Annotated in this window: 12 protein-coding genes; 4 read left to right on the top strand and 8 right to left on the bottom strand. The window is 33.7% G+C overall.

What is annotated here, in order from left to right; all coding sequences use genetic code 11:
- Nucleotides 1-77 precede the first annotated feature (77 nt).
- The gene (gene tsaD / locus AC2DGP_RS14845; RefSeq protein ID WP_484490846.1) at nucleotides 78-1112 is read left to right on the top strand and encodes a tRNA (adenosine(37)-N6)-threonylcarbamoyltransferase complex transferase subunit TsaD; all 1035 of its coding nucleotides are present in this window, start codon (nucleotides 78-80) and stop codon (nucleotides 1110-1112) included.
- Here tsaD and gldA read toward each other — a convergent pair.
- On the bottom strand, nucleotides 1105-1998 hold the full coding sequence (gldA, locus tag AC2DGP_RS14840; RefSeq protein WP_484490845.1) for a gliding motility-associated ABC transporter ATP-binding subunit GldA: 894 nt from the start codon (nucleotides 1996-1998) through the stop codon (nucleotides 1105-1107). The genes tsaD and gldA overlap by 8 nt on opposite strands.
- Before the next feature lie 140 nt (nucleotides 1999-2138).
- Between gldA and lipB the strand changes: the two genes are divergently transcribed.
- Nucleotides 2139-2840, top strand: a complete 702-nt coding sequence (gene lipB, locus AC2DGP_RS14835; protein ID WP_484490844.1) for a lipoyl(octanoyl) transferase LipB — start codon at nucleotides 2139-2141, stop codon at nucleotides 2838-2840.
- A gap of 4 nt (nucleotides 2841-2844) precedes the next feature.
- Here lipB and AC2DGP_RS14830 read toward each other — a convergent pair whose 3' ends face one another.
- From AC2DGP_RS14830 to porU, 3 genes are all read right to left on the bottom strand, one after another.
- The gene (locus tag AC2DGP_RS14830) at nucleotides 2845-3915 is read right to left on the bottom strand and encodes a 3-oxoacyl-ACP synthase III family protein (protein ID WP_484490843.1); all 1071 of its coding nucleotides are present in this window, start codon (nucleotides 3913-3915) and stop codon (nucleotides 2845-2847) included.
- A 141-nt stretch (nucleotides 3916-4056) separates the two neighbouring features.
- Nucleotides 4057-5199, bottom strand: coding sequence for a type IX secretion system outer membrane channel protein PorV (gene porV, locus AC2DGP_RS14825; protein WP_484490842.1), 1143 nt, complete (start codon nucleotides 5197-5199; stop codon nucleotides 4057-4059).
- Between the two features lie 21 nt (nucleotides 5200-5220).
- The gene (gene porU, locus AC2DGP_RS14820) at nucleotides 5221-9051 is read right to left on the bottom strand and encodes a type IX secretion system sortase PorU (protein WP_484490841.1); all 3831 of its coding nucleotides are present in this window, start codon (nucleotides 9049-9051) and stop codon (nucleotides 5221-5223) included.
- 197 nt (nucleotides 9052-9248) lie between these two features.
- Here porU and gldJ point away from each other — a divergent pair, with 197 nt between their 5' ends.
- Together gldJ and AC2DGP_RS14810 are read left to right on the top strand one after the other, a co-directional pair.
- Nucleotides 9249-10955: a gliding motility lipoprotein GldJ gene (gldJ, locus tag AC2DGP_RS14815; protein ID WP_484490840.1), complete on the top strand. Its 1707-nt coding sequence runs from the start codon at nucleotides 9249-9251 to the stop codon at nucleotides 10953-10955.
- Between the two features lie 72 nt (nucleotides 10956-11027).
- Entirely contained in the window at nucleotides 11028-12278 is a 1251-nt protein-coding gene (locus tag AC2DGP_RS14810; RefSeq protein ID WP_484490839.1) for a UDP-N-acetylmuramoyl-tripeptide--D-alanyl-D-alanine ligase, read from the top strand.
- On the opposite strand, the gene AC2DGP_RS14805 is transcribed toward AC2DGP_RS14810, so the two are convergent.
- From AC2DGP_RS14805 to AC2DGP_RS14790, 4 genes are all read right to left on the bottom strand, one after another.
- Complete coding sequence (locus tag AC2DGP_RS14805; protein WP_484490838.1) at nucleotides 12267-13121, bottom strand: BadF/BadG/BcrA/BcrD ATPase family protein; 855 nt, start codon at nucleotides 13119-13121, stop codon at nucleotides 12267-12269. The genes AC2DGP_RS14810 and AC2DGP_RS14805 overlap by 12 nt on opposite strands.
- 144 nt (nucleotides 13122-13265) lie before the next feature.
- Nucleotides 13266-15122, bottom strand: a complete 1857-nt coding sequence (locus AC2DGP_RS14800; protein WP_484490837.1) for an alpha-amylase family protein — start codon at nucleotides 15120-15122, stop codon at nucleotides 13266-13268.
- A gap of 3 nt (nucleotides 15123-15125) precedes the next feature.
- Complete coding sequence (locus tag AC2DGP_RS14795) at nucleotides 15126-16796, bottom strand: alpha-amylase family glycosyl hydrolase (RefSeq protein WP_484490836.1); 1671 nt, start codon at nucleotides 16794-16796, stop codon at nucleotides 15126-15128.
- Nucleotides 16787-19156: a TIM-barrel domain-containing protein gene (locus AC2DGP_RS14790; RefSeq protein ID WP_484490835.1), complete on the bottom strand. Its 2370-nt coding sequence runs from the start codon at nucleotides 19154-19156 to the stop codon at nucleotides 16787-16789. The genes AC2DGP_RS14795 and AC2DGP_RS14790 overlap by 10 nt, the downstream gene beginning before the upstream one ends.
- Between the last annotated feature and the right edge of the window lies 1 nt (nucleotide 19157).

Genomic DNA, 19157 nt, shown 5'->3' with positions numbered 1-19157 from the left:
TTAGTATTTTTCTAATTCGTACGATATGCTTTAACTTTGTTTCCTATTTGCAAAAAGGATGCCTAAAAATATTTATTATGTCTAAAACACCCGTTTATATACTAGCCATTGAATCTTCATGTGATGATACAAGTGCTTCTGTGATCTGTAATGATAAAGTCCTATCAAACACCGTTGCCAATCAAGCAATACACGCAGAATATGGAGGTGTTGTTCCAGAACTTGCTTCTCGTGCACATCAACAAAATATAGTCCCAGTGGTTCAACAAGCAATTCAGAAAGCAAATATCGACAAAAAAGACTTAAATGCCATAGCTTTTACAAGAGGACCTGGATTAATGGGATCATTATTAGTTGGAACCTCTTTTGCAAAATCTTTAGCCTTATCTCTAAATATTCCCCTCTTAGATATAAACCACATGCAAGGCCATGTTCTTGCTCACTTTATTGATGAAGAAGGTTCAGAAAAACCTCCCTTCCCTTTTATATGTTTGACCATTAGTGGAGGCCATACCCAAATCGTAAAAGTTGAAGATTATTTTAAAATGTCTGTTTTAGGTGAAACAATAGATGATGCTGTTGGAGAGGCTTTTGATAAATCTGCTAAAATTCTTGACTTACCATATCCTGGTGGACCATTAATTGATAAATATGCTAAACAAGGAAACCCATTGGCATACAAGTTTACCAAGCCAAAAGTAGGACCTATGGATTTTAGTTTTAGTGGACTAAAAACAGCCTTTTTATATTTCATCCAAAAAGAAGAAAAAGAGAACCCAAATTTCATTAAAGAAAATCTTTATGACATTTGCGCTTCTTTACAACATACCATTGTAACAATCTTAATGGATAAATTGAAAAATGCGGTTAAAGAAACCGGAATTACCCATGTTGCAATAGCCGGTGGTGTTTCAGCGAATTCAGAAATTAGAAAACGTCTAAAAGAAACAGAGAGCAAGTACAAATGGACAACTTATATTCCCAAATTTGAATACACCACGGATAATGCTGGAATGATTGCTATTGCTGGATACTATAAATATCTACAAAATAATTTTAGTGAATCTGGAGTTTCTGCCAATGCAAGAATGAAAGTGAATGACATCAGTTAGTCAATTCATAAAACAAAGATTCTAAATTTTTATTTTGAGTATTCATTTGAATAATTTTCAAACCATTTTCTGTAGCGAAATCAAAAACTGCTGATCGTAGATCATCTTTAATTGCAAATGTCAATTGCCAAGCAGAACCTCCAAGAGATTTAATATCTTTTATATGAGATATTTCTCTAAGGAATCGCTCTTCTATTTGATAATCAAACTCAACCTCTATCACTTGATCTTGACGTTCTTTCAATAGATCCAAATTTTCATCTGCAACTACTTTACCATGGTTTAGCATAAGCACACGACTACAGACCGCTTCCACTTCTTGCATTATATGTGTAGAAAGAAGTATCAGTTTGGTTTCTCCTAATTCCTTTATCAAACTTCTTATTTCAATCAATTGATTCGGATCTAACCCTGTTGTCGGTTCATCCAAAATAAGAATCGCTGGATTATGTATCAGTGCGGCTGCAATACCAACTCTTTGCTTATACCCCTTAGACAACTCTTTTATTTTTTTATGTACCTCTGGAGTTAAACCAACTCTATCTATTAATCCATTAATTTTAGATCTATCAACTTTATGAATTTCAGCAATAAAAGTCAAATACTCCAACACATACATTTCATTGTACAACGGGTTGGATTCTGGTAGATAACCAATATTATTCTGAATGAACTTCAAATCTTTTTCTATAGAAACTCCTTCTATTTTCACCTCTCCTTGAAAAGAGTCAATATACCCAGTTATAATCCTCATCAAAGTGGACTTCCCAGCTCCATTTGGACCTAAAAAACCAACTACTTCACCTTTTTTTATCTTGAAGGACACATTTTCAAGTGCCAGCTTCTTTCCGTAGTGCTTCGATATATTAATTACTTCTATAGACATCAATTCTGTTTTCTACAAAAATACACTTTTATCCAAATCAGAATCTTAACAAAACCTAAAAAACTAGTCTTTCCAAAACTATCTTAAAGTCAGTTATTTTTCAGACATTTGCATACTCTATAACAGGCATTTATTGTTACATGAATAAAAAAGTACAAATACAAGATTTAGGACTGAAAGGTTACCAGGAGGCATGGGATTATCAAGTAGAGTTATTTGACGAAATTGTCGCGAAAAAAATGCTCAATAGAAACAATAAAACAGAAACGCCTACTGATAACTTTTTACTATTTGTAGAACATCCACATGTATATACTTTAGGGAAAAGTGGTGATCTAAGCAACCTGTTGTTAAATGAAAAGCAACTAGAGGCAAAAGGCGCTACTTTTTACAAGAGCAATCGTGGTGGAGATATCACTTATCACGGACCCGGACAGATTGTTGGGTACCCAATTTTTGACCTTGAAAACTTTTTTACAGACATCCATAAATACTTAAGATTTCTAGAAGAAGCAATTATACTAACACTTAAAGAATACGGTTTAAACGCTGAACGAAGCAAAGGAGAAACTGGAGTTTGGTTTGATACTAACACTCCCTTTGCGAGAAAAATTTGTGCTCTTGGTGTACGTTGCAGTAGATGGGTTAGTATGCACGGATTTGCCTTAAATGTTAACGTTGATTTAGGTTATTTTGACAATATCATTCCATGTGGGATTAAAGGTAAAGCGGTTACCTCTATGGAGGCTGAACTTGGCCGAAAAGTTTCAGAGAAAGAGGTAAAAGAAAAAATAACAAAACATCTGGCCCAACTATTCCTTATTGAGTTTGTAGAAGCTTAGCTTTTTAAAACTTGTAGACTACGGCATTAATATTCATTCCTGCTCCAACCGAAGCCAACATAATTACATCTCCTTTTTCTATTTGATGCCCTTCCATTTCATCTTTTAAAATTAAATCCAACAAGGTGGGAACAGTGGCCACAGAACTGTTTCCTAACTTATGAATATTCATAGGCATAATCCCTTCAGGCACCTGCCTTTTATACAACCTGTAAAAACGTTTGATGATTGCCTCATCCATTTTCTCATTTGCCTGATGTATGCATATCTTTTTGAGGTCTTCAATCCTATACCCACTCTTATCCAAAACCTCTTTCATTGCATTTGGAACGTTGTTCAACGCAAACTCGTAGATTTTTCTTCCGTGCATCTTTATATAACAAGTATTCGCTTCTGTGTCCGATTTATAAGAACCTCCGAAAAACAAATAATTTGTCTCTTCTTCAGTAAAGGTTTTTGCACCATAGTTAATAATTCCTTTTTCTTGAGAACTTTCAGTTGCTTCAATCACAACAGCACCAGCACCATCTGCATAAATCATCGAATCACGATCATAATCATCGACAACCCTAGAAAGCGTTTCCGTTCCAATTACAAGTATTTTTTTTGCCATACCCGACTTGATAAAAGCCTCAGCATGAATAAGCCCTTGAACCCAACCTGGACAACCAAATAATAAATCGTAAGCTACACAACTTGTATTTACAATCCCTAGTTTATTTTTAACCTTGGAAGCCAAACTTGGTAAAGTATCTCCTTGAACGCTTCCTTTTTTAACATCACCAAAATTATGAGCTACAATAATTTGATCTATATCATCTTTATGCACTTCTGCATTTTCAATGGCCTTCTTAGCAGCGATAGAGGCTAAATCTGAAGCACTTTGCGAATCTTCTGCATATCTTCTTTCTTCAATTCCCGTAATCTGCTTGAATTTATCAATAATTACAGCATTTTCATATTTAAAAGAAGATCCATCTTCATTCAAAAAAAGCTGATCGTTAAAATCACTATTTTTTTTAATAATTAAAGGGATCGAACTCCCTGTACCAGTAATTACCGAATAAATCGCCATAAATTAGTAACTAATTTAAATTTAGAAATGCTAAAATACACACATAAACCATGTCCTCAACATTACGACAAAAAAATATCTTAAAACAAACAGAAAAACTGAATGCTTTAAGATATTTCATGAATTTTTAGATATCTAAATCTAGAAATTATCGTAAATATCTCCTAAATCAAATGATAACGAAAATCGTAAAGTACTTTCTAATGGGTTATATGAGGAAGCAGCATTTACCAAATAAGACAAATCTATATTAAAAGCTTTAGCTTTCAAACCACCACCCATAGTAAAATATTGCCTATTTCCTTTCATTTCACTTTCGTGATAATATCCACCACGTAATGCAAAAGAATCATTGTAAACATATTCAGCTCCGAAACCTATGTTTATCTCTTGCATTTCCTCTCCAAATCCGTATGGAGCATCAGCAAAGGACTGGAACATTCCTTCTACCCATCCTACATTATCTTCTTTTCCTTTAATTACATTACCGCTATCATCTCTAATTGGAGGAGTTGGGACTAAAAGCTTAGACAACTGCAATGTTAACGCTAATGTATTATAATTATCTATTATAAAATCGAACCCTCCTCCCAATCTCAATTGAGTTGGAATAAAATCTTCTCTACCCGCGGTATATGATACTTTAGGCCCCATATTTGAAATATTAAAACCGGCTCTAATTCTACCATTAAAACTTCCATAATTTCTTTCAGCTGATTGATAAAACCCTGAAACATCAACGCCAAAACCATTTACTGTATTTAAATTTTGGTCCGTTCCTGTTATTTTGAAATCAGAACGCATATAACGTAAGGCAACACCCATCGAAAAATAATCACTTAATTTCAGAGCATAAGAACCTGAAGCAGAAAACTCATACGGATTAGCACTTCCCGTACTATTTCCCCCATCATCATATAAATCAATATCCCCTAAAGAAAAATATCTTATATCTGCACCCCAAGCGCTTCTTTCGTCAATCCTATTAATAATCGATCCTCCCCCCACAAACAAGCCATCAACCAAACTCTGTAACCAGGGAGTATAATTCACACCAATTGAATATTCGGAAGTATTAAACGCCATTTTCGCTGAATTGTGGTATATCGAATTTGCATCAGATGTTGTTGCCACCCCAACATCTCCTTGTCCTGCTGCTCTTGCATCAGACAAAATTAAGAGTAATGGAACCCCTGTTTGAATTGGATTAGGCTCAGGCGCTTGAGCTTTAACATGTAATACAGCACCTATCAGAATCAAAAATACCCCTATTTTTCTTTTCATATCATTTATTTAATTTATGCTTTATTGAAGCAATACTAATTTTTCAAATTTTTCGGCTTTTACACCACTTATAACATTCGTAACTTCTAATTTATATACGTATACTCCTTTACCTACCTTATCACCAAAATCATCTTTCCCATCCCAAGTAATAGTCCTAGATAAACTTCCTGATGTTTGAACAACTTCAGATATTGATTTTATTAATTTACCAGAAACTGTGTAAACATATATTTTTACATTTAACAACTCATTCGGCTGATTATGTGTGAACCAAAACTCCGTATAGTTAACAAATGGATTAGGATAATTTAATACATTTTCCAAAACAAACTCATCACTACTTGTCACTGTAAATGTTAACGTTTTGTCGGAAGCATTATTGTACGTATCCCAAACTTTTAATTTTAAGGTATGAGAACCAGGCTCTAATTTCCGAAGGGTGTAATTTACATTTCCTTTCGTAAAATCACCCGTTTCAGCCTCATAAAACTCATTTAACAAAATTGGATTTCCTTCATCTCCATCAATAACTGCGGTAATAGCATGACCTATCGCCCCCGAGGATGTGTTTATTCCACTATCATCTGATAATTTAGCAATCAATTTAGGAATAGCACTCGTGTTTCCTCCATCTTGAAACGACTCGTCATTTAAAAACAACTCAATAGATGGCCCCACTAAGTCTTCTTCAGCAGCATCATTAATTCCGCCTACCACAGTCTCAAGATCATACCCCCCTTTTCCACCAGTTTCATCAAAGGCATACAAGCTAATCTTACCAGCACCATACGATATTTTTATATCCTTCGGTACTATAAAATCAAAATTAAAAACACCATTCACAACTTCGGACTTTCCTTTAAACACGGCATTTTCTTGCGTTTCAAACTCCATTATCAATGGATTCCCACTATTATCAGTAAACCCTTTATTGTTTATCGTTTCTCTAGTTGTTGGTTTATCATAAATTGTCGTTGATAAATCACCATTGAAACCGGTCAAAACTGCTCCGTTAATATCTCTAACCTCCCCTGCAATATTTATTTTAGACAAGGCTTTTATCGTATCCCTTGGCTGACTAATATCAACCCCATTTATTTGAGTAATCGTGACACTCGGTCCTGGTCTAGCTAATTTCATAGCCGGATCTCCCAAATAAAAAATAAAAAATCTTTGATCCAAACTTGGGCTTACCTCATTTTTAGAGTGCATTAAATTTTCTGCAATCGTATTGTCGTTTCCATCATACCCCAATATTTTTGGCGTCAAAATTTTATTAAAGTTTCTACCATAAAAGATATACACTTCTCTCGTTGTAGAGATTAAACTTCCTGAACCACCAATCCTACTATTAATCATCTCTTCCCCTGCGGTAAAACGAGCAGGATTATCAAATCTAGTAAAGTCACAAGTAATAGTTATAAACAAAGGGGATTTTTCAAAATTCACTAACGATTTTATATCAGAAATAGTTAAAATTCTTTCAGAGGCAAATCCCCCTTCTCCTCCATGTCCAAAATAATTAAACAACAATGTCCCTTTCTCTAAAGAATTCGTTATTGCGGCATTTACATCAGGGTATCTCACCCCTCCAGTTGTTTCTTGCTTTACATAAGCATCTGAGTAAATTTTCTTGATATTATATTGAGGTTTATTCAAAACGATAGACTCTGCTATTTCGTCCATATCTGTTTGAAATACAAACTCACTTGCGTTATCTAAATCATCAGTTGCCAAGGTAATGGCATTATGCCAATTTTCGAAATAACTACTGTTATAATAAGCTAAAATTTTATCCACTACGATGGTTGCTTGAGCATCATCAGAAACCAAAATCCTACCAGTTGCAACATCTTGTCTGTCAGAAGAAGTCATATTCCCCTCATTACTATCCATCATTCCGTAATAATCATCAGTAACGTAAGAGTTTACTAAATCAAAACTCTCATATGCCAAATACACAGGAACAATATTATTATTTCCAGCTATTCTATCCTTGTAATCATAAGACGAATCTCCAAACGTACATAAATACTTTATTTTATTATCCGTAGAAGTCGCATTATCATATAAGTACTTGACAAAATCTCTAATAGCAGTAACATCTGGACTACCAGAACCAAACTCGTTATATATTTGGGTTAATGAAACTACCCGGGTAGAAAGTCCTGAATTTGCGGTATGGTAATTTGCCAAGCGTTGTGCGTGACTCATAAAATTATCTTTGGTTATAAGTACATATTGAATATCTCTTAATCCATGCAAATTTTGATTCGAAATAGTACCTTGTTGTACAATTTGCGGTGTATAAAAGTTAGAATTACTAACCACATGATACTCACCTAAAACACCAGAATTCTTTTTAAAATGAAAATCATCACCAGCACTTTGATTTAATATTTTTTTAGGTTCAATAGGATTCGTTACATCCCATATCATGTTTACTTGATTTTTATTCTGAACTACATACTCCAATACCTTTGATGACTCTTGAGATATAAAATTTCTAAATCCAAATTGACTTCCATCTGCAACTAAAAACCGATCACCAATTACCTCAATATAATCTAAAAACGCTTCTGCCGCTGGGTTTCCATTCTGACTGTAAGAGAGTTGAACATTAATAGATGAATCATTCACATCTAATTCTCCACTATTAACAGAAGCCCTAGCTTTTGTAATTCCAGAAATAGCCGAAAAACTTAAATTAAATAATGCGGTATTGTTAACAGTTACATTTAAACTTGTAGCAGTTGTTGCCGTTGATGCTGCACGCACTTTAAAAAACACATCTTTTGAAGTATCAATATTATTCAGCGAAAAAGAATAAGTTCTTGAATTTTGAACTAAAAAGGAATCGCCAAACCATTGTTGACCTGCTCCAATTAAATTCACCCTATCTTCTTCATTAAACAAATGATCTTTAAATGATGATACTACATCAGTAGTTGATTCTGTAACCTCAGTAGCATCAGAAATTCTTTTACCTGGACCTAAATCTACATTTAAAAAATAAAAGGCTTTTTCGGAATAGATATTTTTCCTGTGGTAAATTGAATTTTCATCCTCTTTTACCCAATCATGTGCCCCTTGACCATAAAAAAGAATATAATCCGAATCATGAAAAACCCCATCAGACTCTCCACTAACAAAGATTGCATTCTCCTGAAGATCATTATATCTAAATTCAGAATTTAAATTTGGTAACATCTTCCCCCCATTACCATAAATTCTGATATTTCTAGGATCCAAACCATCCGTTGAAACCCCCAAACTATTCAGAAAATCTTTATCCAATTTGAAAACACCAGTTCTGTCTATGGAAATTTTATACCAAGCTCCAGACTTCAGAACTGAATCAGAAAAATCAGCAACCTGAAGTGATTTTTGGGCAGTTGACTTTAATTCATACACCAAATCAAAAGAGACGATTTTCTTTACAATTTCTCCTTCTTTAACCAAAGGAGTTAAACTAAAAGAAACTCCTCCTATCTCATTTGCATGTGAAATATTCAAAGTACTTTTAACCGAAAACGGTATTGCCTCTAATGAAATATTTTGAAGAAAATTAGCACCTACCACCTCATAGACTATATTCTCAAGCGAATACTCTATTGCAGTAACACCCGAAGAAACTTCCCAATTCTCATAATAAGAAGGAACTCCCTTTCCATCTAAAAAATTATCTTTAACGAGTGGATATGTCAACTTCACACCGTTTGATACCTCTAATTGCTTACTCATCTCCCAGTCCAAATCAATGGACTTTCTAACTGTCTTCTGAGAAAAACTATTCAAAGAGAAAAACAATAGAAATACGTATAAAACTTTAATGAATCTTTCTGCCATATTACGTTAAAATAGTCAAATTTGTTCAGGACTGCAAGATATGACATAATAAAGAAATAAACCAATCGTTATTAAAAGACATTGAAACCAAAAATTCTAATTTTTACATTCGTATTTTTAACATCTATTTATTGCAAAAAACCATAATTAGTGTAAATTGCGACAAGATTAGAATACCCCGTAATATTATATCAAATATGCAAAATTTGTTTAAAATAAAATATATAGCCATTGCTTTATTAACAATTAGCATGGTGAGTTGTAGTGAAAAATCTACTTCAAACAAAAACTCAACCACCTCTACTTTAACAGGTTGGAAGTTTAATGATCCAGATTATGGGGGATTCGCGATCAACAACAAATACAAAGAACAAAAAACACCTTTGGGGATGGTATTGGTTGAAGGAGGAACCTTCACTATGGGTAGTGTTCAAGATGATATCATGTCTGATTGGAATACAACACCAAGAAGAATGCAGGTTCGTTCATTTTATATGGATGAAGCAGAGGTTACGAATTCTGAGTATTTATTATACTTAAAGTGGTTAGAAAGAGTTTTCCCACCAAGAGTAGATGACTATAGTCATATTTATGAAGCCGCATTACCAGATACTTTGGTTTGGAGAAACGCAATGGGAAGTAATGAATCATTAAGTGAAACTTATTTAAGACACCCTGCCTATGCAAATTACCCTGTTGTAGGAGTAAGTTGGTCTCAAGCAAATGATTTTTGTGAGTGGAGAACGGATCGTGTGAATGAAAAAATATTAATGGATCTAGGACTAATTAAAAATTTATTTAATGAAGATTCTATTGTAGTTGAAGGTAAAAACCATTTTAACACTGAAGCTTACTATTCCAACCCAAACTTACTATTTGACGGAGATCCTACTATTTATGACAAGGGACTAAAAAGTATTACCAGATCTGACATAAAGAAAGATACCGTTACTGGTAGAAAAGGAATGACTGGACGTCATGTAAAACCTAGTGATGGAATACTATACCCAGACTTTAGACTTCCAACCGAGGCAGAATGGGAATATGCAGCAAAAGCACAGATTGAAAACAGAGAACGTAACAATATAAGAGGTCGTAAAAAATATCCTTGGAAAGGAAGATATACACGTAACAATTCCACAAAAAGTAGAGGCGATCAATTAGCTAATTTCAAGCAAGGGAGAGGTGATTATAGTGGTTTAGCAGGATGGAGTAATGACGGTGCAGATATCACTAACAGAATAAAGTCATACCCTCCAAATGCTTTTGGTTTATATGACATGGCCGGAAATGTTGCCGAATGGGTATATGATGTATACAGACCTCATGTTGATACTGAAATGAATGATTTCAATTACGTTAGAGGAAATTTATTCATGAAAAAATCTATTGATGCTGATGGTAATGTTATTATTGCGGATTACGAAGATGTAATCTACGACACACTGCCTAACGGAAGAATAATCACTAAAAATATTCCTGGTAAGGTTATTTACGAACCAATTACAAAAGAAGACGCACAACTTAGATCAAACTACACACAAGCTGATAATTCAAGTTTAGGAGATGGAGACTTAACAAATTCAAGACATTATAATATCGATTTAACAGAAACCGATAATATTCCTAGAATGTACAACTCTCCTTTAGATCCTGTAACTTCATTTGACTTTGAAACAGGAGAATTTGAAACTAAATACGACGACAAAAAAAGATCTACTTTGATTGGTGACAAAACAAGAGTATACAAAGGAGGTTCTTGGAGAGATCGTGAATTTTGGTTAGACCCTGCACAAAGGAGATACTTACCGCAATACATGGCAACCGAATTTATTGGTTTCCGATGTGCTTTAGATAAAGTGGGTAATATGACTCAATCTAAAAAAACACAATTTAATAAATAGTAATACAAAATCACATCATACAAAAGGCCTTACTAAATATTAGTAAGGTTTTTTTGGTAAATAAATCATCATATGGAATTAGCTAATTTATACCAACTTTTCAAATCAAGTAATGGAATCACCACTGATACAAGAAAAATAGAAAAGGACACCATCTTTTTTGCATTAAAAGGAGCTAATTTCAATGGTAACACTTTTGCAAAGAAAGCACTGAGACAAGGTGCCTCATATGCGGTGATTGATGAAGAAATATACGATTCTTCTAACAAAACTATCCTTGTAAAAGATGTGCTTTCTACCTTACAAGAATTAGCTAGCTACCACAGAAAACAATTAAACACTCCTATTCTATCTTTAACAGGAAGCAATGGAAAAACAACAACCAAAGAATTAATCAATGTGGTGTTATCCAAAAAGTTTAAAACTACCGCTACTATTGGGAATCTAAATAATCATATTGGGGTGCCTTTAACGCTGTTATCATTTACAGAACAAACAGAATTTGGAATTGTTGAAATGGGCGCAAATCATCAAAAAGAAATTGAGTTTTTATCTAACATTACAGCCCCAAATTTTGGTTATATTACAAATTTCGGAAAGGCCCACCTTGAAGGTTTTGGGGGAATAGAAGGAGTTATCAAAGGAAAATCAGAACTTTACTCCTATTTAAAAAACAACAATCAAAAAGTTTTTATCAACACAAACGATCTAAAACAAGTAGAATTGACAAAAGGAATGAATGGGTTTACATTCGGACAGACCTCGAAATTAGTACAGAGTTCTCCCTTCTTAGAAATTACTTACAAAGGTTTAAAAATTAAATCCAACCTAATTGGAACCTACAATTTTTCAAATATTAGTGCTGCAATCGCAATAGGTGAATATTTCGAAATCCCTTCACAGGACATCAAATCTGCAATAGAAGACTATATTCCAACGAATAATAGATCCCAAATTATCAGAAAAAAAACTTCGGAAATAATTTTAGATGCTTACAATGCCAATCCAACAAGCATGAATGCTGCTTTAAAAAATCTGGAAAATACTGTGGCAGAAAACAAAGTAGCTATTTTAGGAGATATGTTTGAATTAGGTGATTCAAGTGAATTAGAACATCAGGAGATTGTAAATATGGTAGAGCAATTAAATATTGACGAAATTCATTTAATTGGGAAACATTTTAACAAAACAAACGCTTCAAAAGCAAAATTATATTCCACCTTTGAAGCGTTTAAAAATTCTTTTGTTCCTAAAAAAGCCACCTACCTTATAAAAGGATCTAGAGGCATGGCACTAGAAAGAACATTGGATTTATTTGATTAAATACTCTTTATGATATTTAATTAAATTATCTATCGGACGTTGTATCGCACCTGCTAAATTTAATTCATATTTATCTGCAACTTTTTCTAAAATATCATAGAAATAATGGGCAATAGAACCAATGAAATAAATTGGAGTTGATTTATCCTTCTTAAAAGGTAATACTCTTGATATAAAAAACTCATCAAACCCTGACTCCATTAAATCCTTAACATATTGTTCTTCCTTGAACTGAAACATAAAACTTGCAAAATCTGCTAAATACGTATTCGGGTTTGGTTCTTTATATAAGTGATGCTTTATTGTATCTGGAGATAAATCATAAGATTCTTCAAACTTTTTAGCAATATAATCTGGCATCGTTTTGTAATAATAATTGCGAATCAATCTTTTCCCAAAGTAATTACCGCTAGCTTCATCCATCAACAGATATCCTAATGACACCGTGTTCATATGGGTGTTTTTACCGTCATAATAACAGCTATTTGACCCAGTTCCTAGAATACAAATAATCGCAGGATCACTACCTGTAGCAGCATAAACAGCAGCTAACATATCTTCTTCTACAACAACCTCAGCATTGGTAAAAAGTTCTTCAAACAGATCTTTTAAAATTTTAGTTGCTACTACCGTTCCACATCCGGCTCCATAAAAGAAAATCTGCGTTACTTTATCTAAATTCTCAGAAAATTCTTTTGCTGAAAGCACTCTTTCTTTTAAGACTTTTTCTTCAACAACTGCTGGGTTTAAACCTGGGGTCCTCACCTTAAACAATTGGTTTTTATTTTCATCTAAAGCAATCCAATCTACCTTAGTTGAACCTCCGTCTGCTATTAAAATCATAAGTTATCGTTTAATTTTTACCAAATATATTATATCATATTTGAACTGACAACAACTATCGATACTATATCGATTTCGAAACTACGAACGACATAAAAAGCCACTAAACATGTGTTTTACACGTAAATATTACACTTATAACCCCTATTCTATTTTAAAAATAAAAGAAGTCAACCCCTCTAATTTAATAGAAATTCTTCCAGAATCTTTATCTATTAACAAGTTCGTTTTTTCTCCATAAAGTTGATCTTTCAATTGATACATTTTCTTGGTCAACTTCATTTTATCTATCAATACTTTTGGAAGAATCAAATCAAATTCTTTAGTAGTGTTTTCAAAATTAGCGACGATAAAAAGTCTTTCAGAATCTGACCAACGCGCAAATGAAAATATTTTATTAGAATCATAGGAATTCATATTACGATTATAAGTGTGCAAATCATAATACTCCCCAACTAAAGCAGAACTCGATAAAGTAAAATTCAATAATCTTTTATAAAAACTACGCAATTCTTTTTCATCATCAGATAACTTAGCACCATCAAAAGCCCCGTTATTCATCCAACGTTGATGCGCAGGAACACCGATATAATCAAATATTGATGTTCTAGTTGGTGTACCGAATCCAGCATTTTCTTGCGCCTTTTCTCCAACTTCCTGACCAAAGTAAATCATAGTTGGTGACGTTGTCAAAGTAGCTGAAACGACCATTGCTGGGGTTACTTTTTTGGAGTCACCTCCAAAAGCAGGACTTGCAAAACGTTGCTCATCATGATTTTCTAAAAAATGTAACATCTGATGTTCTATATCCTTCAAATCATTCACTATTTTTGGAATAGCATCGGTACTACCATGTCCTTTCACAATCGATTTTATCGTATCGTATAACGCTACTTTGTCATACAAATAATCCATTTTACCTTTATGAATATAATCTCTGTACAATTTTGGATTATAAACCTCTGCTAATAGAAAAGCTTTTGGATTTTCCATCTTTATAGCTGAATTCATATAACTCCAAAATTCTACAGGTACCATTTCAGCCATGTCATACCTAAAACCATCCACTCCTTTCGCCAACCAAAAGAGTGCTATGTCTTTATATTTATCCCAGGAATCGGGAACATCTTGTTCTTTCCAAAATTCATAATGTTTCCTATAAGACTCTTGTGCATACCCTTCTGGTAAAGCTTCAAAATCTTTCGTACCATCCGGCCTTATACCATAATTAATTTTTACTGTCTCGTACCAATCATAAAAATGTGGTTGAGCCAGTCTAGAACCATTACCCGTCCATTTCGCAGGTCTCTCAAAAAACGCTCCATCGATATCTTTATTTAACTCTCCTCCTAAAGGTTTGTAATTATTCAAGGGTACAGGAACTTTGAAATCCTCCCCCTCTACATAATAAAAATTGTTATCTTTTTCATATGCAACACTAGTATCATCTTTAGCTCCAAAATCAAAAACACCTTCTGGATTAGATTTCCCCTCATATTTTCTAGCAACGTGATTTGGAACGATATCAATAATCACTTTCATTCCTACTTTATGTGTTCTTGCAATTAAATCCTCAAACTCTTTCATCCTGTTTTCCGGATTTACAGCCAAATCTGGATCCACATTATAATAATCTTTTACTGCATATGGAGATCCAGCTCTTCCTTTTACAACTTCTGGATCATCATTAGAAATACCATATTGGGAATAATCTGTGACCATGGCATGATGTAACACACCCGTATACCAAATATGAGTTACCCCTAAATCTTTAATCTCACTTAATGCTTTTATCGTAAAATCCTCGAATTTTCCTACTCCATTTTCCTCAATAGTTCCCCAAGGTTTATTCGTAGAATTTGTATTTCCAAACAACCGTGTAAACACCTGATAAATCACTTTTTTACCCTCTATTTCAGGCGTTAACTCTTTTTTAGATGTTTCCATATTACATGAATAAAAAATCAACAACGCAACTAAACAAACACTTACTTTTTTCATATTTTAATTTTTCAATGCCAACAAAACAATATCATAAGGTGAATCTATTTCCACACTTCCATTTTTAACTACTCCTTTTTGAGCAGAATATTCATCTATCAATTCCATCCCTTCTTCAAACACATTTCCTACAGATACACTTTTAATTCCGTTTGTTAAGTTTAAACCTATCACAACTTTATCCACGTAAGAACCCTTCTTATAATTTCTAGAGAAACAATAAGGCTCCATAGAAATCATCTCATGACTACCGGCACCTACACTTGGGTGCTGACTCCTAAAGCGACCTAATTTTCCCCAATGTCTAATTTTTTCTTGCGTTTGTAGATCATTTGCTATCTGCTCCCAATTCATAAATGATCTTAAAGTAGCATCTCCATTAGCCCCCTCTACGATCAGAGATCTATCAGACTCATCTCCATAATAAATTTGAGAAATACCGGGTGTTAAAAGCAACTTTATAGCTGATTCATAATTTTTTTCTCTTTTGGCATCAAAGGGCTGACCATCATCATGTGATGAAAAATAATTCATAACAGACTTCCCCTTCAACTCTCCAGTTAAAATATTACTATATCTCGAGAACAACTCTTCAAAAGACTTTTTAGCATTGTATTTAAACTCAAAATTTATAACACTATTAAATCCATTTTCATAGTAATTGACTTTTTTATCTCCAAAATCAAAAGCCGTGGCGTTACTAATATTAAAATTGTACACTTCAGCAACAGTAAAAAATTCGTTAGAATCTAAAACTTGCTCTGGATGATTCTTTTTCCATAAACTAAATGAGTCATTACAAAGCTTCTTAAACTCCTTCCAAACCGTCTCTTCTGTATGCTTTACAGTATCCACTCTATACCCGTCAATCCCAAATTCCTCTATATAATCTGTAAGCCATTTCATAATAAAAAATCTTGGCGATCTTGGTAGTCCCGTTCTTTCAAAAAAAGTACTCAATTCATTTATTTCTTTTTCTAACCTTCCTTCCGCTTGCCATTTAGCGACTAATTCTTTAGGTAACCTAACCTCTTGATTCGATTCTGTTTTAATATCAGGTAAATTTTCAACTAGTGTGCAAGAAACAGTTGTTTCGTAATTTTCATAAGTACACGCTGGACTTGTTCTTACCCAATCATCTCCCCAAGCTGGATCGGATTCCGTACTCGGACCTGTATGATTTATGACCGCATCTAACAAAACTCGAATACCATGTGCATGTGCCGTTTCAATCATCTCCTTTAAATCTTCCTTGGTCCCAAAATTAGGATCTAAAGCCGTCCAATCTTTCATCCAATAACCATGAAATCCGAAGGTAGCTCCTGTTCCTTCATCTACATATCCATGTATCTGTTCCATTATCGGAGTCATCCAAATAGCATTTACACCTAATTTGTCAAAATATCCTTCTTCAATTTTCCGAGTGATACCTTTTAAATCTCCCCCTTCAAAACCTCTCAACACCCCCGTTTCTGCAACCCTTCCAAAATTAACATCATTGGATGGATCTCCATTGTTAAAACGATCTGTAAGCATAAAATAAACGTTCGCAGCCTCCCAAACAAAAGGAGCCTTCACTTTTGTTCTAGTTGTACTTTGGTCAACGCAAGAGATCATTAACACCCCCATAAAAAGAATGGTCAAGGCTTTAATATTTTTCGATTTTACAAGCATATTTTAATTTTATCTTTTTTAGTGATTTTTGCAACTATTTTTAATTTCTTATCTACATAGCTAAATTCTATTTTTCTACCATTCAACAACACCTTTTTAGGCGTTTTCTCTATCGAGTGAACAATTAAATTAACCTCTTTAGGCGTTCTATTATTTAAGGCACCTATTTCTGATTTGATAGAAATATCTATTTCGTTCGACTTAAGTTTACTTGTAAATCGAAGTATCTCATACACGCCATGTTCAAATGCATTGGGTGTTTTTCCATTATCTTGATACAATTTCCCTTTACTTTCTTTTACCTCTTTGTCATAATAAAAATGCAAATCAAACTGATCCAAAGAATATTCTTCAGTCGTCTGAATCGTTTTAATCATTGGTATAAAAGCACCTCCTCTAATATAAACAGGAATATTTTCTTTAACTAGGTTTATAACTTGTGAGGTTCCTGCTTTAAATTTTTCATCAGAATAAAAGTCAAACCAATTATTAGTCTTAGGGAAATATATAGTATCCTTTTTCTGTCCTTTATGAACCACTGGGTGTACTAAAATATCTTGTCCCCATAAATATGTTTTAGAAACAGTATATATAACTGTATTATCAGGTTCCTCAAACAACAATGGTCTCATTAACGGAGTTCCCTTTTGGCTATTTTCAAAAGCAAGTGTATAATTATATGGCAACAATTGATAACGTAATTCTATGGCCTTTTTTGCCAACAATTTCGTTTCTTCCTTTTTAAAAATAGGTTCTGATGCCAATTCTTCTTGAGCATGTGGTCTAAATATTGGTTGAAAAACACCATATTGTAACCAACGAGTATACAATTCGTCATCTTCATAATTACCAGCAAAACCACCTAAATCAGAATGCATATAAGCCATTCCTTGCATTCCCATTTGTAAAGAAATTTCCATTTGGGATTGCAATCCTCCCCAAGTTCTATTAACATCTCCAGACCATGGAATCATTCCAAACCTTTGAGACCCAGAATAACCTGCACGCATAAGTATAAAAGGACGTTTTTCTGGAAAATCCATTTTATACCCTTCCGAAACCAATTTGACCCAATAATGCCCATACACATTATGAACCTCATCTGCCATACCTGTTGCATGGATCAAATCACTAGGATGAACCTCAGGCTCTCCCAAATCGCCCCACCAACCAGCAACTCCCCAGCTGGTATATTTTTTATAAATCTCCCAAAACCAACTTTTTCCTTCATCTTTAAAAATATCAATCAGTCCAGTAGTCCCAAAATAAAAATCATAGACATACGGCTCACTCTTTTCATTTTTTGCTAAAATATCTTTCTCTACTGCCTCCTCCCATTTCTTAGATGAATTCAAAACAAATGGCTCCGTTATCAATACAGTTTTTACCCCCTCCTTTTTAAAATCGTCAATCATTTTTTTAGGAGTTGGAAAAGAGTCTTTTAGAAACTCAAAATTCCCCATAGTGCCTTGAATATCCTTACCAAACCAATACAAATCCAAAATAATTGCATCTAATGGAATCTCATCTTTTTTAAACTTTGCAACTACCTCTCTTGCTTCTTGCTCTGAATGGTAGCCAAACCTACTGGCAAAATTCCCAAAAGCCCATCTTGGTGGTAAAGGTTGCTTACCCGTCAATTGAGTATAAGAATTTAAAATAGCTTCCCATGTATCTCCAACAACAACTTGGTATGTTTTTCTACCACCAATCGTTTCATAATTTAAAGTGTTGTTTTGATGACTGTCTAAATCTAAAAATCCGATTTGAGGATTATCAAAATGAAGTAAATATTTGTTTGAGGACAACACAATCGGCATTGTAAAATTCATCAATTTAGAATGTGCCTCATATCCATAATCCGCTTTATTATATAGTTCTAATCTATGACCTCTACGATTCATCCCTAGAGCTCTTGCACCTCCACCATAAAGAGTTTCAGTTCTGTCTAAATTAAAATTCAACACTTCTAAAGAATCTTTATCCACATAACCACTTCCTTCAGATATTATTTTTTTCCCTTTATAAAAATAATGGATCTGAAAAGGTGATTTTGTAAGCTTCATTGAAACACCTTTTGTAAAAAACTCTAACGTATTCTCAGTTTCCTTTACTTTATATGATACTTTTTTTGGGTGCAATACCACAGCATGAGACGCATGTATCTGCAATTCTTTTTCAGGAACAAAAGTGGTCTCTATGATTTCTTCTGATAGAACTTTTAAAAAGTAAACACCGTCATTCGTAAAAATTTTCACTTCAGAATTCCCCTCCGTAAAACTTTCAAATATTCTATTTGAATTTTGGCCTTGAATAATTAAGCCAACAAACAGTAAACCGGTTAAAATAAAGTATTTCATC

The sequence above is a fragment of the Flavicella sp. IMCC45537 genome (assembly GCF_057197705.1).
This window is presented reverse-complemented; position numbering and strand designations above follow the sequence as displayed.